The sequence below is a fragment of the Gardnerella piotii genome, assembly GCF_049815665.1.
In the GTDB taxonomy this organism is placed as follows: domain Bacteria; phylum Actinomycetota; class Actinomycetes; order Actinomycetales; family Bifidobacteriaceae; genus Bifidobacterium; species Bifidobacterium piotii.
Map to the genome: position 1 here is coordinate 37,076 of NZ_CP187450.1, position 24,301 is coordinate 61,376.

Consider the following 24,301-nt stretch of genomic DNA (forward strand, 5'->3'; position numbering starts at 1 on the left):
CAATCAAACGCTAGCGCGATTAAACGCGACCTATCGCAATCAAACGCGACTAAACGCGATTTGAGTGAACAGCCCAAGCCGCACCAATCAGCGGAGCAGACCCACCAAGCTTGCCCTTAACAATCGGCGTGCTTTTAATCAACGTTAATGCCGAATCTTCAAATCCAGCGCGCATAGCATTCCACCAAATATCGCCAGCTTCTACAACAGACCCTGAAAGCACAATCACGTCTGGATCTATAAGATTCGCCATTCCTGCAACGCACTGCCCCAAAGCCTTACCGCTTCTAGCCAGCGTTTCTTTAGCATGCTCATCCTGCCCAGAATTTGCGCGCACACAAACCTCGTAGCCGTTTTGCGCAAGCTCTGTGCCTTGTGGAAGATTGCTGTTGTAAAGAGTGGCAAGCCCAGTTCCAGAGGCCACTGGCTCAATGTGGCCAGCATGCGCTCCGCAAGAGCAGTCAAAGCCAACTCCCAAATCGCTAACAACATGGCCAGCGTGTCCTGCAACTCCGTGCGCGCCCGTAAACAGCTTGCCGTTTACAATAATCGCGCCGCCAATTCCAGTGCCTATGCCAACAGAAAACACAATCGACTTTCCGCGGCCAGCACCGTAAATCGCCTCTCCAAGGCCGTGGCCACCAACATCGCCAATCATATAAACTGGCAAGTCAGTTACGCGCTTAAACGCGTCATAAATTCGCTGACCTCGCCAACCTGGCAGAATGTCTGTAGCAGCTACAATTTCGCCAGTTTTGCTATTTGGCACTCCTGCAGCCGCTATTCCAATTCCGCTAATGGTTTTGCCACTTTTCGCCGCATCTTCCAATATTTGCTTTGCGCGTGCCACTAAGCGATTCTTTATGTCTTCTCCGCCTTTTGCAGCTTCTGTTGGCATAGAACCATAGTCTTCTACTGCTGGAGAAGCACAATCTTCGCTTTCTTTACCAACGCTAGACCCTGAAGATTCTAAAGACTCTGGCAAAGTCACCAATCCGTACGCGATTTTTGTTCCGCCTATATCAAAAGCAAGATACGTAGAGCGAGAATCTTTTATTTCGTCCATAACTAATTTCCGTTTTCTTTCTTGCGTTTGCGACTTTATTTTTACTATTTACTCGACTTTACCTATTCACTCACCCTGCGCACCAGCCACAGCATCGTGAATGCGCGCCAAATATCCCAAGCGCTCTTCAACGCTCACGTCTTGCGGAACGCACACTTTTGCGCCCAAATAATCGATTGCGTAATCGTCTTTTAGCGCTTCGCGAGTGGTTTCTTGAATTTCTTTAGACGTCATTAACGAAGTCGGCTCATCTGGGCTCATTGGCAAGTGGCCATCAATCCACTCGTATCCGTATTGCGTTGCATCTGGGCCAGCTCCCGAGAACATTAATCCTTGCAGAACTCCCGCCTGCCTTGCCGCACGCACGTGTTCCACTGCCGCTTGAGCATTTCGCTCTTCTACAACGCTTCTTCCCCAGTTGATTGTGATTCCAATTCCCGCTTCTTTTGCAATTTGAATCTCTTCTTCTAGCGGCAGGAATCCTTTTTCTGGATTTTGGCTTTCAATATATCTATCGCAATGCTCAATCACCAACTTTGCTCCGCACCAATCAAGCTGAGCGAGTTCTTCTAACGACTTTTTCATTGCATCCGCTTGCGCTAAGCGAGTCGGAGCCGTGTGTATTTCTACATGAGATATATCGCAGCTATCTCTAATGTCTACAACGTTTGCGATTGCTTCGCGAATATCCTTAAAGAATGCGAGCGCGCGATGCCTGCCTTCTTCGCTTGGGCTTGCAAGTCCAAATTCTGGATCTGGGTCAAAGTTTATGTGACGCATTGTTCCAGGAATTGCCGTAATCGTGTTTGCATGCCAATGCGATGGTATTGCGCTTGCTAACCACGCGCGGCTTTGTGCGTCTGCCAAATCTCCTGGGTATGGAATCTCTGTTCCCTCAATCCAGCTTTGCTTGCCCAGCAAATCGTAGTATTTTTCTTGATCTTCGCGAGTTTTTGGCAACGATGCATATGCGCCTACAACAAACTTAGCTTTCAGCATGATATCCTCCTTGAAATCGTAGCTGATTTGTCTTTCGACTTATCTTTCGATTTGTCTTTTGATTCGTAGATTACACCAATATCACTACAATTCGTCAGACGTCTGATAAATCTTTGTACTTGCGACTAAATTGTTTGCAAACTAAAGCAGCTTTTGTAAAAAACATTAAATTTGATAAAATTACAAGGTTGAGTAAAATCGATTGAATTGCTCTCAATAAGACTTTCCAAATCGTCAAAATAAAACTATATAAAGTAAGGATTGTGGTATGAGAAAGGTAAGTACTATTCGCACAATTAGTGGAATTGTATTAACTTTTGGATTGGTTTTTTCGTCACTGCTTGGAATTCCAGTATTAACATCAACAGCAATTGCAAGTGAGACATTGCCATCTACCACACCTCTTACCGCACAAACCGCTCACGACATTTCAACTGGCAGAATTCGCCTAGAAAATGGCCAAATTGACCAATTGTTGTATGGAAAGCCAGCTCTAGATCCAAATGAAGACAGCGATGGCGATGACCTTAAGAACAGCGAAGAGCTTTACACGTACACAAAAGATGGACGAACCTACTACGGATACAAGTCACATCCTTTGATTAAAGACACCGATGGCGACGGATTAAACGACAAAGACGATAAAAATCCTCGCAGGTGGGATATTAGCCCCCGCGACATGGCTCTGTTTATGGAACTTGTGTATAGGGATGATAATTACGTAAATAAAGTACTTGACGACAAGCATGAGCTTACAGATATTTACAAAGATCGCAACGAATATAAGCTTATGCATAACGAACTTGCGCCATATTGGAAAGTAAAGAAAACATACCACGAGTCCGATGGATTTGATGCAGTACTTTTTGAAAATGTTAATCCTGAATACCCATTTATTGAGCAAGACGGCGTGCAAGTTCTTGGAATCCGCGGAACCCAAGGCTCAAAAGACGCAGGAATGGATTTCAAGCTATTCTTTGGCGGAGAAATTAGCCAAGCAACCACTACAGAAAAACTTATGGATGAATTAAACAGTGAACATTTAGTAAGCAATCTGTACGTTACTGGCCATTCTTTAGGCGGATATTTAACAGAACGTGCGCTTGTTTATGCTAAGCGAAAAAATTACGATTGGTTCACTAAAGCTTATACATTTAATGCTCCAAAAATTAAGGGAAGCATTTTTAGGCCATCAATGAAGCAACGAGCCGAAGAACTAAACGAACTTACTAAAAAAGGTTACGCTGAGCATTATGCCACAAAGAAAGATACGCTTATAAGCTTTATTGGTCATGTTGATGGTGCAAAAATTATAGACACTGGAAACAATGGTCACAGTTCACGTAACTTCCTAGATAAAAAGATGGACAATCAGCCAGGATTTACCGTTGGAAACAGAAAACAGATTGATGGCACTGGAACAGTAAACCCAGGCGTTACAAAAGTTAAAGAAACTCCAAAACCTGCAGAAGTAAAGCCTTACGAAGAAACTTACAAGCCAGAAGTTAAAGAAATTCTTCTTGCAAATGGCGAGCCTTTACCAAGCGATTTTAAGGATGCTTTAGCAAACGCTAAGGATCTTCCTCAAGGAGCAACTTTTGAAGATGTTACAAATCGCGATTTAATTAACATCTCTAAAGCTGGAGACTATACAGGCAAGCTTAAGATAAAAATAAATGGCACTAAAACGATTGAAAAAGAATTTATTATACGCGTAGTAAATATGCCAGAAGTCACTGTTAAAAGCGATGCCAACCTTCGTTTTGAGCTAAATTCTACATTCCCTAACGATTTTGACGCTAAGAAATATCTTGATGGCGTACCTAACGACGCTAAAGTTTCTTTGCTCAATACGCCAAATATGAACACTAAGGGCGTACAAGACATTACCGTAAAAGTAAGCTTTGTTAACGGCACTAAGCGAACGGTAAAGATTCCCGTAAAAATCTATGAAGCAACACCGTGGGCGGAGCTAACTCCAGCAAAGAAATCAACACCGTGGGCGGAGCTAACGCCAGCAACGCCAGTAACACCAACACCAGCACCACAACCAGAGCCTAATATTCCTACACCACCTCAACCTCAACCACATCCTCAACCAGAGCACCCACAGACTCCAGTTCCACCTACACCGCAACCAAATCCAGAGCCTGCAAACCCTACAAACAATACAACACCGCAGACTCATCAGACTCATCAAACTCATCAAACTCATCAGCCAACCCCAAATGCGGAATCTCATGAGCCGCCTAGCGAGACTAATAGTCCACAAGCTCCTAATGCTAACAATAACTCACCAAGCAAAAGCTTTGTGGAAATTAACAACAATACAGAATCGCTCACAAATCAGAAGCAGGCACCAGAATCAACAGAAGTGCCAGAAGCACCAAAGAGCATTGCTGATTTGCTGCCAGAATTAACCAACACTCTAACTGTTGGAAACAATAACATTGCTTATGCAGGAAAGAACAATCAGATTACTGTTTCTCTAAACACAACAGCAGAATTCATGCGTAAATTGCAACTAAACAAAGCAGTAAAAGCATACGCATACATTTATTCAAGCCCTAAGCTTCTTTATAGCGTAAATGGAACAAAGCATGTAACAGTTCGCATCAACAAACAGGGCAAAGCAATATTTGATGCGATTATTCCGCAAGAATATAGCGGCAATCACACTATTGTTCTTATCGACGAAAATGGCAAGCAAGTTGCATGGACTAATGTGTTGGTAAAGAAAAACGAATCTTTGCAAAATAATTCTTCAAGTGGAATTGTTTCATCGCAAACACATAGCGCTAGTGTAAACAACAAGCTTCCTAATACTGGAATACAAGTGATTCCAGCTGTTTTTAGCACTGCATTAATGCTGTTTGTTTGCGCAATCATTACAGCTGCAAGAAAATCACATCTAACTAAATAGCTAATGTAAAAAACTAGATACTAAATACTATATAGCCCACCAGCTTGCAAACAACCAAGATGGTGGGCTATATGCTAAAAAGTGCGCAAATCAGCTCATAGCCCTTGTTGCAGCAAGACTCATAGCATATCAAATATGATTATTCTTCATTCGTAGAATCACTCTAAAACAAAAATATCCAAATACTTAGCGCATTGAGCAACAAAACACAGAAAAGAAAAAGGCTTGTTAGAAACCTAACAAGCCTTTAAAACTAAAGAACAGAATCCCGTCCCTAGCGGAAAACCATCTCTAGCAACAAGCATTAAGCACCCGCAAGCAGAATAAAGAACCTACACGGTAAGAAAAGGAAATTTCGGCAAACCGAGCAAACTCTAAACCCCGCGTGCAAGCTGCAGCACACAAAACACGCGCCGCCGCCTAACGCAAGCCTATTTCAAGCGCGCACTCACACACTTAGCATAAGTGCGCGCGCAATGCTTAGTGACGAGCCTTGCGAACAGCAGCACCCATGCCAGCAAGCATGGTGGCAGCCAAAGCGGTCAAAGTTACGCCAACACCAGTACCAGTGTGGGTGTTACCGCGCTTGTCCTTGTCCTTCTTGTTCTCAACCTCAGCCTTAGCGCCAGCAGCGGCAGAGCCATTGGCACCAGCCTTACCAGCAGCACCATTTGCACCAGCTGCAGCACCGTTAGCACCTGGCTGAGCAGGAGTCTTACCAGACAAAATATCAGCAGCAGTACCTGGATCACCAAGGAAGTCATTCTCCAATGGGTCTTCAGCAGTAGAAACTAATGGAAGCTTAGCTGGATCTACACCAAGACGAATTGCTGCATCGTAAGCATCATCATACGTCTTCTTAGCAGCTTTCCAAGCTGGCAACACTTCATCAGTGTACTTATTATGAACTTCGTCATAATCCTTTACAGCCTTCTTAAGATCCTTCTTAGCAGCATCATGCTTAGCCTCAGCGCGGCTGACCTTCAACTCAAGCTTGTTAAGGCGAGCAGAATCTTCCACACCGCTATCTTTAAAGTCTTGGAGCTCTTCATTAGCAGCATCAAGCGCCTTCTGCGCGCTCTTTTCGTTAGCTTCAGCATCCTTAAGAACACGATACTTCTTCTTAACCTCTGCCTTAAGCTTGTTCTTCTTCACACGGGAGCGATCAAGCGTGCCCTTTGCATTCATAACAGCTTCGATAGCATCTTCCTGCAGCTTTTCATCAGATGGAGTTGTAGGATCATCTACAGCTTCAGCTTGTTCACGAAGAGCCTTGTTGTAAGCAGCATCAAGCTTCTGAACCTCTTCAGCCTTCTTAGTGTAATCAACATGAGCATTGTACTCATTAATATACTTACGTACTAGCTTAGCTTGTTCCTCTTTAAGAGCACCAATCTTAGCCTCAACTGGCTCAAACTTACCATCTTTAGTAGTATAGCAATCAGTTAAAGTTACACCAGCAATAGTTGGTGCCTTTGCCTCTTCTTTACCTGCTTCTAAAGCCTTAAGCTCGCCCTGAGCCTTATCCAAGTTGTCCTTAGCAGTCTTAACATCCTTAGCAGCCTGAGACTTAGTAATCTTAGGAGCGGTTGGAGTCTCAGCAAAAGCTGGGGTTGCCATTGCGAAGCCAGCAAGCAAAGTTGCGCCAGCAGCGAAAGCGGCGATAGCCTTCTTATTCATCATTTTATTTCCTTTCTTCTTCTCCTATGCGTTAGGGGCGCATAGAAAAATTTGCTCCACAATCCAAAAGCGGACTGTGGCACACGGCCAAACTAGGTGCGGCCATGTTTGCTATTAACATACCCCCCCCCCCGTTTGAAAAAGTCAAGCCCCAGCCACACATGCTAAACCGAAAAAAATGATGTCATACACAAACTAATCCACAATTAAGGCCACTCTCGCCGTAAAATTTGTGGATAAACAACACTTAAACCGTAAAAATACGCATTTCAAGGTTTTTGAAGAATTTTCCCAGGTTTTTTTAAGGAAAGCTTTTCGCGCGTGTCGCGCCGCTTGATTCCGCACTTTGTAGCTGATTTAAGTGCGTAGAGAAACAAACTCGGGAAAACTTTCCGCTTTTTGTAGTTATAATCAGCGTGTTGAGCAACAAAAAGCGGAACCAATTGACGCATTTTGTACCAAATTTGACCCAAAACACGTACAAAAAGCGGAATAGAAGATCATGTCGATCGCGCGTTACTTACAGCGCGCTTATAAGAACTTGTATACACAAAAAACGTATTTTTTGTACATCCAATGTACAATTTTTTATACATCCAATGTACAAAAACTACGATTTATACATCTTTTGTCTAAATATCACACACACTTCAGACTGAAATCAAGGGCCCGAAGCCCCAAAAGTGTGTAAAAAAATCATGTCTAGCGTATTGCAATACAAGCGTTTTGCCACAATCGAATCTGGGCTATTCTTTACTTGCAAAATCATTCTAAACAAAGATATCCCAATATTTAACACAGATTCACGTTACTAGTTTTATCAATCACTATTGTTCCGATAAATTAAATATGTTGTTCCGCTACTGTTTATGTTATTCCGATAAAACGTTAAAATATAATAAAATGCAACAATGATTAAGGGTATTTTATGTACATAACAGTAAAGCAAGCTGCTGAAAAATGGGGCATATCAGATAGACGAGTAAGAATTCTATGCTCCGAAGGGAAAATTCCAGGAGTATATCGAGAAGGAAGATCCTGGAAAATACCGCATGACGCAGCAAAGCCAACCGACGGAAGATATAAAATTAGCGAATCGCTAATTCCAATCATAAAAACTAAATTAGAAACCCTTAAAACAAGAAGACCCCTAACTGAAGGAGAATTAGAAAGACTTAATGAAGAATTTCTAATAGAATATACATATAACTCAAACGCAATTGAAGGAAACACTTTAACACTGCGCGAAACAGACATGGTTCTTAGAGGGCTTACTGTTGATCAAAAATCATTAAAAGAGCACCTAGAAGTTATTGGACACAAAGAAGCCTTTGATTACGTAAAACATCTTGTTAGCAAAAATAAGCAAATAAATGAAAAAGTTATAAAAGACATACACTATTTAGTTTTAGCCAATAAGAAAGAAGATAGAGGCGTTTATAGAAGAGTTCCCGTTCGAATTATGGGATCTACACATGAGCCACCACAACCATATTTAATCGCTTCAAAAATGGAAGAATTATTGAAAAAATACAAAAATAGCGATGAAGATATTGTTACTAAACTTGCTCGTTTTCATATAGAATTCGAAAGCATTCATCCTTTTATTGATGGAAATGGAAGAACAGGAAGACTGCTAGTCAATTTGGAATTGATGAAAGCAGGTTACCCACCAATAGATATAAAATTTACTGATCGCTTGAAATATTATGAAGCTTTTGATGAGTATCACTCAAAACATAACGTGTCTGCCATGGCAAACTTGTTTGCAAGATATTTAAATCAAAGACTTGATTTGTATTTGTCTATTTTAGAGTAATGGTCATTTTTAATTAAAGCTACGCGCAATCGTCTTTACTGTTATTCTCTCAGATAGTTGACTGAACTATTAACAGCACTGTGGTCAAATCTCCGACTTGGCCACAGATTCTGATTGGCCTATAATCCAATATTTATTCAAATGCATTGCGTTGCAAGCTCGCGATTATAAAACTTGTATACACAAAAAACGTATTTTTTGTACATTCAATGTACAATTTTTTATACATCCAATGTACAAAAACTACGATTTATACATCTTTTGTCTAAATATCACACACACTTCAGACTGAAATCAAGGGCCCGAAGCCCCAAAAGTGTGTAAAAAATCATGTCTAGCGTATTGCAATACAAGCGTTTTGCCACAATCGAATGTGTTTTCCGCACATAAAAAAAAAAACAAAACAGTAAAGCGCTAATTCAATAGAATCTAATTTAACAAAACTTGTTAATAATAATCTAAACGAATCAGCGCTTTACGTATACAACTAACTACAAAAATCTAGAGTTAGCAATATTGGTTATGCAATCTTATTGCGCATTGCCTTTGCAAAGAATCCAGCAGTACCAAGAAGCATTACAACCGCAAGAACAATCAACATTGAACTTCCCGTTGAAACTTTACTAAATGCATTACGGTTCAAATCCGATTTTTCACTACTACTATCCTTCTTGTCCGCAACTGGATTTGCGCTAACTGTTACCTCATTCCAGGCAAGCTGTTCGCCCTTCTCGTTTACAAGCACGATTGTATGCTTTCCAGAATATCCGTCTGGAATATCAACAGAAAATTGTGCATTGTCTGCAGATCCACGAACCGTTATAAACGAATTGCCATCAGAGTCCTTTAAGGCTTTAGGCGTAGAATATATAAACGCATAGGCCTTTGCTGAACCATTCTTTTGCAACTGTTGCGCAAACTCCTTGTTGGAAATCTTTCCAGAAATCTTTACAGGCTCACCAGCAACAATCTGATTATTATTCCCAACAGTAATAGCTCCCTTTAGGGATTTATCCAACTGATCAACGCTGGCTGGAGGAGCTGGAACAACATCGTATTTTGCTTTAGAATCCTCTTTCTTTTGCTCAGACTTTTGCTCATCAGCTTTCTGAGTATTAGCTTCATTCCTAGATTGATTGCTAACCTGTGGCGCCTGTTCTCTTGCAGGCGCTGGATTTTGCGAAGGCTCGGTAGGTGTAATTGTTTCCGATGGCGGATTTTGCGAAGGATTTTCTGCAGAAGGTTTTTCTGCAGATGGAGTATCCACAGAAGGCTTTACATCAACGGAAGGAACAGAAGGCACAACACTATGGCTTTCCACCGCCTTTACAACGCGAATATTAATCACAGACTGAATTCCTGGCAAAGAATCTCCCACTGCATATTTTGCAGACGCAAATCGCACTGGAATCGAAACGGTCGTTCCTTCTTTAACATCCTTAGGCATTGCAATATCTAACTTTATGTTTGCGTTAGCAAAAGGCTTTACAGAAATACCAGTCTTATCTTGAATCTTCCAATCTTTATTTAATTCAGATTGTTTACCTAAATCCTTCATAGAAAGCTTTAAGTCGGAATAATCATGGCTTCCAAGATTCTTAATCTTAACTTCAATATTTTTGGCATTTTTCGGAACGTCAATAACGCTATTATCTGCGGTTACAGGAGTATAACCAAGCCAATCTTCAGATATATGAGTGTAAATAATATTGCTATTATCGCCCTCATATAAAAGTCCAAATCCGCCACCATGCTGCTTGTTCAAAACTTCAATGCAAGAATAAGCCATAGGACCAGACTTAAACAATTTGCCCGTATCCCAAGTTGCACCATCATCAAACGATACGCGAATTAAGCCGTCACTACGCCCATACGCCGAAGAAGAAGAATACACAAGAACCTTGGCTTCTGGAGACCCCATAGGCGCATCTGGGTATGCCCTAGTTATCTGAGCATTGTTTGCAGGGTCTGGAAGCTGCATCTCTTCTTTTACTTCGCCATAAGTTTCGCCGCCATCATTTGATATTGCAACAAGACGATGCCTAAAATTCTGAGGCCTAGAATTCAACATAACTCGTCCATCAGAAAGTTCTACAACCTTGTTTTCGTCCATATGTGATTTTTCACTTCTAAACCCAACAGGCTTGCCAACCTTCCAAGTCTTACCATGATCGTCGGAGTAAACCGTTACTGCTTGAATCCTTCTCGAGTTGTTTATTGTATACTGCTGCAACAAACGACCCTTATACTTGCCATGGCGAAGCTGAATGCCGTGACCAGATGCCGCAAACCTAGAGCTCCAATGCCCAACATCTGCAGTCACATCTTTAGTAATTATTTTTGGAGTGCTCCAAGTGACACCATTGTCCTTGGAGCTAGTAACTGAAGCGTGTAAAACGTTCCTGTTTTCTGGATCTACTCCAGCGCTGGACCCACCCCAGCCGTTTCTGTAAGACTTTACAGAAAACAGGAAAATTTCATTAGTTTCACGGTCTAGCACATAAGACGGATCCGAATATCCCCATCTAGTATTTTCATCGCCATAATGCCCTTGCTTAACAACAGTTTCAGCTTCAAATGTTTTACCACCATCTTTTGAAATTCGCTGAACAATGGAGTTTGGCATAGGTGCATCGGAGCAATTACCAGGCCTCTTATCGTATGCTGCTAAAATCCAACCATTTGCAGTCTGTGTTATTGCTGGAATCCTGTAGCAAACGCTATTGGTTCTAGTTGTAAGCTTTACCGTTTTAAGACCCAAAGATGAGTCAAATTCTGTATTCTTTATACCAGTAACAGGCTTGTCTTCAACAACAATGTTATTTTCGATTACTTGGTTACCGTCCCTATCTTTTGAAACTTTCCAAACTGTTTTAGGTGTGAATTTACCCGCTTTGGCATCCTCTTCGGTTACAACATGGTACCCAAAGCCGCACTGCTGAGTTTCACCTGGCTTAAGATTTGCCCAGCGGCAATTGTTTGAATCCCCAACTCTAATATCGGAAATATTACTTTCATACGGATACGCAGTTATTGGTTGTGAACCCTTATTTGTATATGTAACCGTATATGTTAGCCTACTATTTAATTGGACATTATCTTTAAGGCCATCAGTTCTTTTAAGTGATATTTGCAAAACTGAACTATTGGGTTTACTGGATTTTTCTGAAGTAGCATTAGCTACGCCAGAGCATAAGCCTATTGCAAGAGTAATTCCAACAACAGTACCAACAACGCGCTTTGCATCTTCTATGACACTTCTACGCATACGCACTCCTATTTTTGTAACTGTTTTACATGAATTCCACAGCATTGTAAAAATCATGAACAATACCTACACCAATGTAGGAATCATTACATCAGATGATATGATGTCTGATGGACTAATCCGCAATATTAACGCTTTTTTAATAAATTTTCACAAAAATATTCACATTTTTATAGAAATATAGCATATTTTTACAAAATATACCAACAGATAAGAAAGTTATAGGTCAAAACTGTGTAAAAAATCATGTCTAGCTTATTGCAATACAAGCGTATTGCAGCAATCAAATGTGTGTTATTCTTTACTTGCAAAATCATTCTAAACAAAAATATCCAAATTTAGCGCAGCTCTGACTTTGCCACAGATTCTGCTTGGCCTATAATCCAATATTTATTCAAATGCATGCGCTGCAAGCGCGCGATTATAAAACTTGTATACACAAAAAACGTATTTTTTGTGTAAATATCACACACAGAATTCAGACTGAAATCAATAAATCACAATCAAACCAAACACAACATATAACAAACATAGCCTTCTGAATTTTAATTAATCTCAGAAGGCTATTATTTTTAATAAACTGTTTAATCTAGTTATGCTACATAGCTATCTTTTTTACTCTTAAAGATGGTTATAGCGGCAATACTTACAACAAGAACAGCAAGAACAATCAATGGCGCCGCAAAATAATTTGTGTAGAATTCACGCACATCAACATCTACGGAATTGATAGTCGCAGCATAAGTTGCCCAAGACAATACACCTAATACAACATCAACAATCGCATATACATATGCGTTTTTATACAACTCTTTAGCTGATTTGCTGCTTTTAACCCAAAGCATTACAGACAAAACCAAGCCTATTAACATTGATAAAACCGCAACAAGTGCAAACAACATATCTAACATAAAAAACCTCCTGCCCAATTAAATCCTCTACAGTAGCGGATTTAATACGATTTTAATTTAACTAAGATTTTCGTGTCAATATTAAAAAAAAAATTATAGAATTTTGCACATTATTTTCACATTTAGCGTATTTTTAAGACATAAGAACAAGCCACAAACGTTGATATATCAACGTTTTCTACATGGAGCGGACAACGGGAATCGAACCCGCCTCTGAAGCTTGGGAAGCTTCCATTCTACCGATGAACTATGTCCGCATGTTCGGTTGTTTGCGATTAATCCTTACCGATAATCTGCCTACAAACAAGCAAATAAGCGCTCAAGAATCAATCTAAAAAGCAAACCATCTAAGAATATCACGCTCCGCTAACTGCTACAACTCCGCCAGAAACACCTTTGCCGTATTCAACATTGTATTTAGCGCCATTCTTAAAACGAAACACGCTATCGCCATCATGCTCAATATGATCGATTTCTCCACGTGCATCTTCTTGCACAAGACTTTCCATCTTACTAGACATAAGCATTAAAGAGTCAACTCGCTTGTTAACATCTGGCTGCCTAGAAAACAGCTTTAAAAGCTTGGAATCGTAGTTTGCAAACGGATTTACAATCATCAGTGAAGCAATAGCTTGCACTCCCGAATGCAAATCCATCTTATGCATCTTAACTCCGTAGGAAATTTTGTTTAGAGCAGATGCCAAAGCCGCAGGGTCGCCAGTAAGCATACTTGCACTTCGATCTGCATCCAGCTCGCGCACTCTAGAAATCGCAAGCTTAACAAATAGAGAACCAAGCGGCACAAAAATGGCACTTAAAACCTTGCCAATAACTTTTAGCGCAGGGCAACGCCTTTTAGCAGATTTTGCACACTCACTTCCCGAATACATAAGCACGTACCCAAAATACGTAACAACTGTTGCGATTGCAGATGCAACCGTTGAATTCAAAATATCGTGATTATAAACATGAATAAGCTCGTGGCTTACAACGCCACGCAACTCGCGCTCGTTTAGAATATTCAAAAGACCACGAGTGCAGCAAATTGTTGCGTGACGCTCGCTTCTACCGATTGCAAAAATATTTGGACTGTCTGTTGGAGCAACATAAATGCGCGGCATAGGCTTTTCGATTTGCGCAGAAATCTCGCGAACAATGCCGTATAAAACAGGTTCTTCGTTCTCGCTAATTTCGCTAGCACTCATAATGCGCGTGGCAACTTTTCCAGAAAGCCAATAAGCGCATAAGCTTAAAATTATTGCAATAATTGCAAACCAAACCAGCATCGACAAACGCAATCCAGCAACAATCCACAGCAAAGCAGCAAATAGCCATATTAGAGAAAACAACACTACTGTTTTCAAATTGTTGCAATAGCGCATACCCATGTTGCCAAACATGCTTTTGATTTTAATAATCGCAACTGTAATTTTGCTGAATGAAAACTGTATATTTAATGTTTATGATTTAACACACTTAAAACAGGTGAATAAATGTTGAAAAGTGGCCACTTTCTGCGCAATTTGGCTACAGTTAATGACCACTAATCAATGTTTACTAATCAATGCGTACACTCAATATAAACTATTGTTTAATTTCCGCTATATCCATAAGCATTTGTTTAGATACGACTTTTTTGCGAGCGCGATTTTCCGCTAATCCAGATTCCACCTCGAAAGCATCAATCCTCTTCCACCCTTCAAAATCAACCACTTTGACTCCTCTAGATTTAAGAAGATTTTCAATAGACTTAGGATCTCTATCTGTTGCCAATCTTCCAGGAAGTGCAGGAATCTCAGAAAGCGCAGGAAGCGCGGTTTCACATTCTTCGGTCGAGCTTTTTGCCAAGTCTTCCAGCATATTTTCAACGACTTGCAAAGCATCCGACTTTGTAGAACCAATCAACCCGACTGGCCCTCGCTTAGCCCAACCAGTTGCATACAAGCGTGGGCAAACAACCCCATTTTGCGCAGAAGTTAAAATCCTACCATCGCTATTTGCAAGAAGTGCGCGAGAAGAATCGTAAGCAACTCCACTAACTTGCGCAGGCTTATATCCAATCGCATGGTAAACTGCCTGAACTGGATATTCTTCAAACTCGCCAGTGCAAGTCATTTTGCCATCCGCGCTTGTAGCCGTGCGCTCTACACGAATCGCAACAACCTGCCCATTTTCTCCCAGAATCTCAACTGGATTTGCGTTAAAGTGAATAACGTAGCGCTTATTTGCAGGATTGCCTTCAAAGTCAACGTTTCCACCGTCTTGCATATCTTCGCTCAAATCTCGTATAGCAAAAAGCTCTTCTACCATTTGGCGAGTCAGCTTGTCTTTTCCAGCAACATCAATTGTTTCGTCGTCCAGGTCAAAATCACTCTCGTTTACAACTATTTGCACGCCAGAAAGCTTTTCCATCTCGCGCAATTCTTGCACAGAGAATTTAGCTTGTGCAACGCCTCGTCGAATAAACAAGTGAAGTGTTTTAGCCTGATTTTTAAGCAAACCATTGTAAACATCGTCGGAAATATCCGTGTGCTCTCTAAGATAATCCGCATCTCGCAAAAGCTCGCGCGCAACATCCATAGCAACATTTCCGCCGCCAATAACAGCCACTTCGCTTGCATCAAGCGGCCATGTACGCTCGCTGGTAGGATATCCGTCGTACCATTCCACAAACTTTGCAGCGCCATAAACGCCACACAATGAGGAGCCTGGAATACTAAGCGGCTTATCTTCTACAGCGCCAGTAGCAAACAATACCGCATCATATCTTGGCAACAAGTCGTCTAGTGTAATATCTTTGCCAAATTCGACATTCGCATACAAGTGAATATTTGGATTATCAAGCGTTTTAGCCAAAGCATCTGCAATGAATTTTATACTCGGATGGTCTGGAGCAACGCCATATCGAACCAGCCCAAATGGCACTGGTAGCTTTTCAAATAAATCGATTCTAGCTGCCGTACCTAAGCCCATTTCGTCGCCTAGTTTTTTAAGCTGACGAAGGAAAATATCTGACGAGTAGATTCCAGCAGGCCCCGCGCCAATAACTGCGATTCGCAATTCGTGCGAATCCGCATCATAATTCATTTCCATAAATTTTCCCATGTTGTTATTCAAATTTTGTTATTCAACTTTTGTTATGTTAAAACATTACATTTTGCGTGTTTCGAGCATTCTTAAGCCTAATCTTTTTGAAGATTTAAATAAAATCGCTGGCTTTTATGCTCCACTACTTAGACTAGCGCCTTGGTTCATTCAAGAAAAGAGCAAAGTGAATATTGTCACTTACACACGCTTGCCTTTCAACGCTGTTAGCGCCCACAAAATAGACACAACATCAATCATCTCTTGCATCATAGCTCCAAGAACAGCAGGAATCAGCCCAAAAGCAGCCGCAATCATGCTTATAACAGCCAAACCAATTCCCAACAGAACAGCTTGAATCATAACTCGCTTCGTGTGTTTTGCAACGCTTACAGCGTTTGCTACAGCATAAATGTTGTTGTTCATAATCACAACTTGCGCGCACTCCGAAGCTGCTGTATCCGTGCCATCTGTTAATGCCACGCCAATGTTTGCTGCAGCCAAAACTGGGGCATCGTTTACGCCATCTCCAACCATCATCGTTACGCGCTTATCTTTTTTCTTATGCATAAAGCTGCCAAAACTGCCAAAACTGCCAAAACTGCCGCAATCTTCTTCGCTTTTATAACCGCTATAGTGCTGTTTTATGCACTCAAGCTTGTCTTGTGGCAGCAAATTAGCCTTTACTCGCTCAATACCAACACTTTTTGCTATTGTTTGAGCAGCCTGCAGACCATCTCCAGTAAGCATGCTTATTGAACGAACACCAAGCTCCTTTAGCTTTTGGATCGTTGATTTTGCATTTTCTCTAGGCACATCTTTTAGAACAATTCGCCCAACAAGTTTGCCATCAAAAGAAACGTATGTTGCCATCTCGTCTGCAGAAAGCTCTTCAAAATTGCTTTCTATTTTTGATACATTTTCTACATTTTTTGCATCTTCTGCATTTTCTATATTTTCTACATTTGCACGTTTGGCTTTATCTTCGGTTGCTTGCGACTTTTCCTCGAGGCAGCCAGCTGGCGCATTCAAAACGTAGCTTTTTCGCCCAACTCTAACGTTTACACCATCCACACTTGCGCATATACCTTGGCCAGCAGTTTCTTTAACACCGCTTATAACTGGATATTCGCGCACGCTTGGAAGTTGCGGAACGGCAGACGGATGCGTGTTTTGCCAAAGATCTGCTCCAGCTTTTGCAATTCCTCCTGCAAGAATGTGCTGCGAGTATGTTTCCAAAACGCCTGCAAACATTAGTATTATATTTTGCAACTCGCTATTTTCTTGATTTTCCTGATTTTCGCTATCTTGATGATTCGCTAAATCCACTCTAACAACTTGAGGCTGCTTAACAGTAAGCGTTCCTGTTTTGTCGAAGAAAACATCACTTACACAACTTAATTGCTCTAAAACATCCTGACTTTTTACAACAATCCCAAGCTTTGCAAGCCTTCCTGTTCCTGCCATAAACGCCACTGGCACAGCGATTAATAGCGGGCAAGGCGTAGCTAGCACCAACACTTGCGCAAATCTTAAAGCCTGACCAGATGCAGCCCAAGCGCTAAATGCAATCACAAAAGAAATCACCGTAAAAGGAACGGAAAGCATATCCGCGAATCGCACTACTGCGGCTTTAGAAGATCTTGCAGATTCCACCAACTTCATGATTTTTTGGTATTGTGAATTTTGCGATAACTTAGTTACGCGCATAATTAACACAACGCCACCATTTACGCATCCAGACAACACTTGTGCGCCAGCAAACACTTCGCGCGGAAGAGACTCGCCGTTTATTGCGCTTGTGTCTAGAACAGCAGAACCGCTTAAAAGCTCACCGTCTACAGGAACCGTTTCCCCTGGAAGAACAATTATTACATTGCCGATTTTTAGATCTTCAACTGGAACTGTTTTGTATCTTTGTAATTGGCTAGAAGACTTTACATCTTGCAATATTGGGCATTCTTTAGAGTTATTGTGACATTTTTTACACGATTCACAACTAGTAAAATCTTGAGGTTCTTGCGATGCCTCTAGCGAAGATTCATCGCTGACTTTTCTAAAATGACTATGATCAAGCAGAGCACATTGCTCACAAGATTCACCGCACACTATTCCAGGAAGTGTCATTAAATGCGCGGTTTGAGGAGACGCATTTACTAAAAGAGATAGATTTTTCTGCGCTGCATCTTGCGCAAAGTCTTCTATTGCACCGCCTGTAAACACCATTACAACAATCAAATAACTTGCCCAAAATTCGCCTATACAAAGCGTTGCAAGCAATGCAACAAACGCAAGCAAGTCAATTCCAAGTGTGCCATGCGCCAAATCATCAATCATACTTAAAAGCGACTTAACACATGTGTATAAAACTAAACATGTTATTATACTTTGCCCGATTGTAAGGCTTATTTGCACATTAAAATCAAAATTTATCAATGAAAATAGGTAATTTAACGTCTTGCTTATAACTTTGCAAAAGTCGAGTATAAAAGTCAGATTTCTAGAATAAAACGCCGCAATAAACGGAAACAAAACTAAAACTATTGCTAATTGAGGAGCACGACGGCAATACGCTAAAAGTTTACGCATACACTTTCCTTACGCTGATCAGGCTAACTGCGCTAAACGCTGCTAACACACGATTTCACGCCTTGTTAACCCATTGAGCAGATATTTATAAGATTTATAACAGCAAGCCCAATACACGGCGTAAGAGGTTATATTGACTTAACAAATTTAGTTTATCAAAAGGCCTTGATGAGAAGCATTCTCACATAACAAGACGCGCGCAAGCACAAGGAACGCACGAAAGAAGACGGTAGTGCGAGGAGTAGCGGTAGTAGGCAACGGCTAGGTTATTGTCGTTCTGCTTAAACTTCTTTCTATTTGGCACCTAATAATTCACCTCCCTCAATTCTTTCATTGATTTCTTGCTTTGCGTTAATACAGCTTCCATGCGCGAATTCATATATGCCCAATCAGGACACCCCGCCTTATCAACAGGAAGAGACACATACAGCTGCGATACTTTATTCCACACACATTTATCTTCATAGCTAAAATGCTCCTTGATTGAACGTTCAATCACTGTGGAAAGGAACATCAACGTATACTCAGATTGAATATCTGCAAATGGCTTAATCAAGTATGCATCCCATAAAACCCCTGTCTTCTGAGGCTGCGCATAAACATCGCCTGTAGCTATTGCTCCATTCTGCACAATGTCTATTGTCATTTCAGCGGTCTCAAAGTCTGATTCACGCCCGTAATACATAATGCCGTTATTGCCATGTTTAGCGTTTACCAGAGGTAGATTAAACTCTCTGGTCTGTTCCTCTGAAACATCTAACGTCTTGTTGAAGTCAGGGTTCTTGATATTCAACTGTAACTTCTCGAACAAGTCTCCAATCTTAAACGGCAGCCAACTAGATACATCAACCGCAGACTTCTCTTCCTTGGCAAGCCTTAGATTGCCAAGGCAAGCCTTAGATTCGTTCATGACATTCTGCATGAACGAATCCATATAAGCCCAATCAGGGCTACCTGATTTATCCGCAGGCAATTTGATATGTTCTTCAACAATTGTTTGCGAATTTAGCTGGTCAATATACGAATATCTTGTCAGCGAGGCTCGTATAGCTGCCGCAATAAACAATCCTGTTAATTCAGTCAGCTTATCGCTATACAAAAGCAAAATTGCTGACCCAGCACCACCTCTACCAAGGAAATCTTTCGCTTGATAGAATGCAGACCCATCTAATGGGCTAACCGTAATACAGTTTCCGGCATCCAATGCTTCATTATCTTTTGGTTCACAATATTTCACTACACCGTTATTGAAATTCCCAGATGCCACAAATGGAACATTACCATCAGAGTATGCTGCTTGACTTCTAGCAACAGGTCGTTTCACCTCAAACAATTCCCCAATGGCAAATGGCTTCCACTTACTCGTATCAATCCTATTCATTCTTCTCACCGCCCTTCTTCAGAGCAATATTCACGCTCGCATCATCTGCGCTCACTATGCTCGAATACATTGCTGTTTCAAGCAGCTTGTCGCCAAATGCCTTTGCGTCGATTCCTTCCTTGAACATGAGATAGTCCATAGCGGTCTTCTTGAAGTCTTCCTCGAAAATCTCGAAAGGCTTCTGCGGCACCTGATACGACAGGTGCTCGTCAGACTTGACCCACTGGCATGTGTCGTCCCCTGACTGCTTCTCGACCACATCGACCCAGTAGTCCTCGATAGCAGCCCATTTACCGTACACATCGTGGCGACCTTTGTTCTTGACTGTCGCAAGCCCATCGGTCTCCATATAGCAAGCGAAAATGTCCTTGGCGTCCTGTCCGATACCAGTCTCGAACACAAAGATGCTCGTTGTGACGCCAACGCCAAAGAACAGGTCTTCAGGAAGTTTGATTACCTTCTTCAGGCGATGATGTGAAAGGATTCGCTTCATCTGAGCCTTTGAAGCCTTTTCAAGCTTCTTATCTGGAAGGATGAACGCGCAGGCTGTATGGGCAGGCACGCTGTCAAGAACATTCTCGACAATCTTCATGCAGCCGTACTTATTCTCATACGGCGGATTCATCAGAACTTTCGTGATTTCCTGTTTGCCAATCCACTCTGCAGCCTTTTCCGTTCTAGCATCCAGCTGTTCGAGATTTGTCTTTCCATCCTTATGAATCAACATGTTTGCACACGCAAGCGCATAAATCTCGCGGTCAAATTCGATACCGTATAGCTGATGTTTCTTGATTTCCTTTGCCTTATTGGTCTGTGAGCCACCTGACTCCTGAATCATATTTGCCATCGCCTTGACCAAAAAGCCGCCGCTACCGCATGTTGCATCCAGAACGCGGTCATCCTTGTTTACCTCAAGGATGCGGTACATAAAATCGGTGATGTGCTCAGGTGTGAAAATCTGTCCCGATTCAGACTTCTTCTTATAACGGTTGAACTCGTTAAAGAAGATGCCCATGACATCCTCTCCGCGCCATTCACTAGAATTGACGCACTCAGAAATCTCAACTACCCAATCAATGAAATCATTGATTGCCTTCTGATTGTCCGTCGTGTTCATCTTGATGTCGGAATACTCCTCCAGCAGGATGTCAATCTTCGTGTTTTGGTTGCGGCTACTCTCAAGCGATTTCGACAAAACCGAATGAATCGCTGTGTGGAACGTCTGATAGCCCATATCCTTGAGTCTCTTCAGTCCAGCACCGTAACGCTCAGCAACCAGCGCACAAGCTGTGAAAATCATGCGATGATACAGGTTCTTGATGCCAAACTCGAAGTGCAGGCAGTTATTAATCTTTGCTGTCAGAGCGTAGATACGTTCCTTGTCGATGTTATCGACGTTAAAGAGAGAAACATAATACTCTACGTTATGCAGCACATTGCTACCCTGTGCCTTATACTCTTTCTCACCCTTGAACACGCGCGTATCGTCGCCGTTGTAGAGAACGCCTACAACATGCTCGTATTTCTCCTCGATGATACGGATGTTCTTCAGAACCTCATCAACCTGTGCCTTGCCGAGACTAATCTTGCTTGCCTTAGTTTCAAGCACAACGGCTGTATCTGCATGATTGTCTGGCAGATACCATCCATCCGGTTTGTCTGATACACCCAAAAAACCAAGTTGATTGAATGTCGTCAACTGACCAACGCCAGACTTCACGCCTGCTTTATCTTTGAACCCGAGGATGTTACGAGCAATATCACGTACCTCATCCTCAGTTAAATTCTTTGCCATTATTCTTCAGCCTCCTCTGCATTTTTCTCAATCAACTCACGCAGCATCGCTGAGATAGATTTCTCCCTCTTGGCTGCAATGATTTTCAATCTCTTCTTATCCTCTGCCGTCACAGAGAGCGTCAGCTTCGTTCGCCTGACGTCTCCTAAGAGCTTCTTTTCGTCTTTTTTGTTCATATCAAGCTCTCCTGTAACACGTATTCACGTAATTACGTATTATTGTACAACATTTCACCAGATAAATCGGCTTTTTCGTATCCAGCAAGACCGTCTGAAGACGATCGAGATTGCACGAAACAAAGGAGGATTCACATGGATTTCAACGATTACATCAAGACTTACGAAAACCTATCGAAGCAGGTGGGCGGGTGGTTCTCTCCAATGAGACTGCAAGCCGTCCGCTAGAGCTGATAAACGGCGATTTGGAGGACGAGATATTCCAATACATCATCATCTCCGCCCTCCGATTTCCTGCTAGAGCACACCAATGAGGTAGTCTTCCAGAACAAGGAACTAGACCTGTACATCTGGGTTCATAACATAGCTGGCACAGCATTTTTCTAAATCCCTATAAGAAAAAATCGCACAGCACAGGTAAGAGGGGTAATCGGTAGTGCGAATGTATGAAAAAAGGGCTTCTAGCATTTGCTAGAAACCCTGTTTGTGGAGCTAAGGAGACTCGAACTCCTGACCCTCTGCTTGCAAAGCAGATGCGCTACCAGCTGCGCCATAGCCCCATTGTAGAAAATGAACAAGATGTTCAATTTCGTGGGCCCGGGAGGACTTGAACCTCCGACCTCATCCTTATCAGGGATGCGCTCTAACCACCTGAGCTACGGGCCCAACTTGTATGTTGAAAACATACAAGTAGTTAGATTAGCACATGAAACAAAAATGTCAAATAGCAAATCTAAGCGTGTCGCAAAATTATTCTACAAAATTACTCTAAATGACTGCGCATAAACCACTGGAACTTTTCAAGCTGCTGAACATGGTCTTGAATAATATTTGAGCTAACAATATCAAGATTATCAAGCTGTGCAATGGCATTTCTATCGTCCGCAATCATATCGTTGTAATACTCAATTAACGCTTGCAAATATTCTTTAGTGGATTTTCTGCCACTAAGAGAAAAACGCTTCCATGTGCGCGATGCAACAATATCGTCCGCGCGACCCGATGGCGAGCCTCCAAGCGTTGCAATTCGCTCAGCTGTCTCATCTGCTTGAGCCAAAACTTCACTAACTTGAGGGTCAAGCATTTCATGAACTGCAATAAAGTCTGGGCCTGTAACATTCCAATGCGCATGCTTTAAGACTAAAGCAGCTTCCTGCTCGTGGCTTAAACGATTTTGCAAAACCGCAATAGCTTTTTCGCTAGAAACTTCGTCTAAACCTGGCACAATATGCATTAAAGCCATAGTATCCTCCATTTTTTGTTTTTTATTAATTTTTGTTATTGATTTTGTTCAAATCTTTATTTTGCTCTGTTTTTCTAACTTCAATCGTAGCAATTCTACGACCATCCACTTCTGCAACAGTCATATCGTAACCATCCGCATCGTGCAAAACAGCGCCAACCTTACCCATCGAGCCTGTTCGAGCCAGAAAATACCCTGCAACCGTTTCGTAAGGGCCATCTTCCAATTCGATTCCAGTAACGTCTGCAAAGTCTTCAATCGTCATTCCGCCATCAACAGTAGCTACTCCGTTTACAAACGCTGTAGACTTACTATCGCGGCTTAAATCCGACTCATCTGGCAAGTCGTACTCGTCTCGAATATCTCCAACCAGCTCCTCGGTCATGTCTTCAAGAGTTACAATGCCATCCGTTCCACCATACTCGTCAATAACAACCGCAAGATGAACCCCTCGCTTTCTAAGAAGCTCAAGACTTGGAAGCAACTTAGATGTTCCAGGCAGACTTATTCCCTCTCGCGTAACGTCTGCTACCGTTTTTGCGTTTGGATCTTTAACATCCAGCAAATCTCGAACGTGAACAAATCCAATAACATCATCAAAATCCTTACCTGTTACTGGGTACCTAGAATACGGAAGCTCGCGAATCTTTGCAGCAGCATCTTCTAGGCTTAGTGAGCCATCCAAAAACTCAACATCTGCACGAGGACGCATGACTTCTGCAACAATCGTCTCGGAAGCGTCAAAAACATCGTCTAAAATCGTGCGCTCATCTTGACTAAGTTTTTTATTGGAATTAACTAAAACGCGCAACTCTTCGTCGGAAACTTCACTTTCTTTTTCGTTTGGATCGAACCCAAGAAGGCGCACAAAACCGTTGGTATTCTTAGCAATCAGCCATATTAAAGGCTTGCATATTTTAGAAAACACGTCTACTGCAGGAACAACAGCCCTTGCGATTTGCTCCGATCTTTGCATTGCGATTCTTTTTGGAACAAGCTCAGAAATTACGATTGAAAAATAAGATATTATAAGCGTTAAAACAATAGTCGTAAGCGGGCCTGCTACATGTTTTGAAACACCCCAAGACTCCACTAATGGCACAACATGAGGTGCTATTGCAGATTCGCCAAAAGATGCCGAAAGAAAACCTGAAAGCGTAACTCCGATTTGAAGAGTGGAAAGAAAAGTGTTTGGATCGCGGGCGATTTTTGCTACGCGCGCTCCTCGCGCATCCTGTGCTTCCATGCGATCCAGCTGCGACGATCGCAAGTTAACAAGCGCAAGTTCGGTTGCTGCAAATATGGAACCAAACAAAAGGAACACAACAATGAGTGCAATGTTAAAACCCAACGACATACTTGCTATC

Annotated in this window: 15 protein-coding genes and 3 tRNA genes; 2 read left to right on the forward strand and 16 right to left on the reverse strand. The window is 41.8% G+C overall.

What is annotated here, in order from left to right:
* Positions 1-49 precede the first annotated feature (49 nt).
* Both ACPEIW_RS00135 and ACPEIW_RS00140 read right to left on the reverse strand, forming a co-directional pair.
* A complete protein-coding gene (locus ACPEIW_RS00135) occupies positions 50-1,066 on the reverse strand; it encodes an ROK family protein (RefSeq protein ID WP_425663690.1) in 1,017 nt (338 codons plus the stop codon).
* 66 nt (positions 1,067-1,132) lie between these two features.
* Positions 1,133-2,065 (reverse strand): DUF4862 family protein, encoded by a 933-nt coding sequence (locus ACPEIW_RS00140; protein ID WP_425663692.1) that lies wholly within the window; start codon positions 2,063-2,065, stop codon positions 1,133-1,135.
* A gap of 268 nt (positions 2,066-2,333) precedes the next feature.
* Between ACPEIW_RS00140 and ACPEIW_RS00145 the strand changes: the two genes are divergently transcribed.
* Positions 2,334-4,988 (forward strand): Rib/alpha-like domain-containing protein, encoded by a 2,655-nt coding sequence (locus tag ACPEIW_RS00145; protein ID WP_425663694.1) that lies wholly within the window; start codon positions 2,334-2,336, stop codon positions 4,986-4,988.
* Between the two features lie 480 nt (positions 4,989-5,468).
* Here the strand turns inward: ACPEIW_RS00145 and ACPEIW_RS00150 are convergent, their stop codons facing one another.
* Entirely contained in the window at positions 5,469-6,671 is a 1,203-nt protein-coding gene (locus ACPEIW_RS00150) for a hypothetical protein (RefSeq protein WP_425663696.1), read from the reverse strand.
* Between the two features lie 925 nt (positions 6,672-7,596).
* Between ACPEIW_RS00150 and ACPEIW_RS00155 the strand changes: the two genes are divergently transcribed.
* Positions 7,597-8,487: a Fic family protein gene (locus tag ACPEIW_RS00155; protein ID WP_016801883.1), complete on the forward strand. Its 891-nt coding sequence runs from the start codon at positions 7,597-7,599 to the stop codon at positions 8,485-8,487.
* A gap of 520 nt (positions 8,488-9,007) precedes the next feature.
* Here ACPEIW_RS00155 and ACPEIW_RS00160 read toward each other — a convergent pair.
* From ACPEIW_RS00160 to ACPEIW_RS00220, 13 genes are all read right to left on the reverse strand, one after another.
* The gene (locus ACPEIW_RS00160; protein WP_050567570.1) at positions 9,008-11,755 is read right to left on the reverse strand and encodes a sialidase family protein; all 2,748 of its coding nucleotides are present in this window, start codon (positions 11,753-11,755) and stop codon (positions 9,008-9,010) included.
* Positions 11,756-12,348: 593 nt separating this feature from the next.
* On the reverse strand, positions 12,349-12,666 hold the full coding sequence (locus ACPEIW_RS00165) for a hypothetical protein (RefSeq protein ID WP_016635840.1): 318 nt from the start codon (positions 12,664-12,666) through the stop codon (positions 12,349-12,351).
* A 183-nt stretch (positions 12,667-12,849) separates the two neighbouring features.
* Positions 12,850-12,923 (reverse strand) — tRNA-Gly (locus ACPEIW_RS00170).
* A gap of 99 nt (positions 12,924-13,022) precedes the next feature.
* Positions 13,023-14,066 (reverse strand): M48 family metalloprotease, encoded by a 1,044-nt coding sequence (locus ACPEIW_RS00175; protein WP_425663699.1) that lies wholly within the window; start codon positions 14,064-14,066, stop codon positions 13,023-13,025.
* Positions 14,067-14,250: 184 nt separating this feature from the next.
* Complete coding sequence (locus ACPEIW_RS00180; protein ID WP_425663701.1) at positions 14,251-15,759, reverse strand: FAD-dependent oxidoreductase; 1,509 nt, start codon at positions 15,757-15,759, stop codon at positions 14,251-14,253.
* 192 nt (positions 15,760-15,951) lie between these two features.
* Positions 15,952-18,339: a heavy metal translocating P-type ATPase gene (locus ACPEIW_RS00185; protein ID WP_425663703.1), complete on the reverse strand. Its 2,388-nt coding sequence runs from the start codon at positions 18,337-18,339 to the stop codon at positions 15,952-15,954.
* A 304-nt stretch (positions 18,340-18,643) separates the two neighbouring features.
* A complete protein-coding gene (locus ACPEIW_RS00190; RefSeq protein WP_425663705.1) occupies positions 18,644-19,720 on the reverse strand; it encodes a restriction endonuclease subunit S in 1,077 nt (358 codons plus the stop codon).
* Complete coding sequence (locus tag ACPEIW_RS00195) at positions 19,713-21,515, reverse strand: HsdM family class I SAM-dependent methyltransferase (protein WP_020757050.1); 1,803 nt, start codon at positions 21,513-21,515, stop codon at positions 19,713-19,715. The genes ACPEIW_RS00190 and ACPEIW_RS00195 overlap by 8 nt, the downstream gene beginning before the upstream one ends.
* On the reverse strand, positions 21,515-21,691 hold the full coding sequence (locus tag ACPEIW_RS00200) for a ribbon-helix-helix protein, CopG family (RefSeq protein WP_425663708.1): 177 nt from the start codon (positions 21,689-21,691) through the stop codon (positions 21,515-21,517). The genes ACPEIW_RS00195 and ACPEIW_RS00200 overlap by 1 nt, the downstream gene beginning before the upstream one ends.
* A 487-nt stretch (positions 21,692-22,178) precedes the next feature.
* Positions 22,179-22,251, reverse strand: a tRNA-Ala gene (locus ACPEIW_RS00205).
* Between the two features lie 32 nt (positions 22,252-22,283).
* Positions 22,284-22,357: transfer RNA gene (locus ACPEIW_RS00210), tRNA-Ile, on the reverse strand.
* 97 nt (positions 22,358-22,454) lie between these two features.
* Positions 22,455-22,934, reverse strand: a complete 480-nt coding sequence (locus ACPEIW_RS00215; protein WP_004132408.1) for a Dps family protein — start codon at positions 22,932-22,934, stop codon at positions 22,455-22,457.
* Between the two features lie 25 nt (positions 22,935-22,959).
* Positions 22,960-24,291, reverse strand: coding sequence for a hemolysin family protein (locus ACPEIW_RS00220; protein ID WP_018642222.1), 1,332 nt, complete (start codon positions 24,289-24,291; stop codon positions 22,960-22,962).
* Positions 24,292-24,301 lie beyond the last annotated feature (10 nt).

Coding starts and splice junctions, on each gene's coding strand:
- ACPEIW_RS00135 (WP_425663690.1), bottom strand. CDS start 1,066: ATGGACGAAATAAAAGATTCTCGCTCTACGTATCTTGCTTTTGATATA.
- ACPEIW_RS00140 (WP_425663692.1), bottom strand. CDS start 2,065: ATGCTGAAAGCTAAGTTTGTTGTAGGCGCATATGCATCGTTGCCAAAA.
- ACPEIW_RS00145 (WP_425663694.1), top strand. CDS start 2,334: ATGAGAAAGGTAAGTACTATTCGCACAATTAGTGGAATTGTATTAACT.
- ACPEIW_RS00150 (WP_425663696.1), bottom strand. CDS start 6,671: ATGATGAATAAGAAGGCTATCGCCGCTTTCGCTGCTGGCGCAACTTTG.
- ACPEIW_RS00155 (WP_016801883.1), top strand. CDS start 7,597: ATGTACATAACAGTAAAGCAAGCTGCTGAAAAATGGGGCATATCAGAT.
- ACPEIW_RS00160 (WP_050567570.1), bottom strand. CDS start 11,755: ATGCGTAGAAGTGTCATAGAAGATGCAAAGCGCGTTGTTGGTACTGTT.
- ACPEIW_RS00165 (WP_016635840.1), bottom strand. CDS start 12,666: ATGTTAGATATGTTGTTTGCACTTGTTGCGGTTTTATCAATGTTAATA.
- ACPEIW_RS00175 (WP_425663699.1), bottom strand. CDS start 14,066: ATGTTTGGCAACATGGGTATGCGCTATTGCAACAATTTGAAAACAGTA.
- ACPEIW_RS00180 (WP_425663701.1), bottom strand. CDS start 15,759: ATGGAAATGAATTATGATGCGGATTCGCACGAATTGCGAATCGCAGTT.
- ACPEIW_RS00185 (WP_425663703.1), bottom strand. CDS start 18,339: ATGCGTAAACTTTTAGCGTATTGCCGTCGTGCTCCTCAATTAGCAATA.
- ACPEIW_RS00190 (WP_425663705.1), bottom strand. CDS start 19,720: ATGAATAGGATTGATACGAGTAAGTGGAAGCCATTTGCCATTGGGGAA.
- ACPEIW_RS00195 (WP_020757050.1), bottom strand. CDS start 21,515: ATGGCAAAGAATTTAACTGAGGATGAGGTACGTGATATTGCTCGTAAC.
- ACPEIW_RS00200 (WP_425663708.1), bottom strand. CDS start 21,691: ATGAACAAAAAAGACGAAAAGAAGCTCTTAGGAGACGTCAGGCGAACG.
- ACPEIW_RS00215 (WP_004132408.1), bottom strand. CDS start 22,934: ATGGCTTTAATGCATATTGTGCCAGGTTTAGACGAAGTTTCTAGCGAA.
- ACPEIW_RS00220 (WP_018642222.1), bottom strand. CDS start 24,291: ATGTCGTTGGGTTTTAACATTGCACTCATTGTTGTGTTCCTTTTGTTT.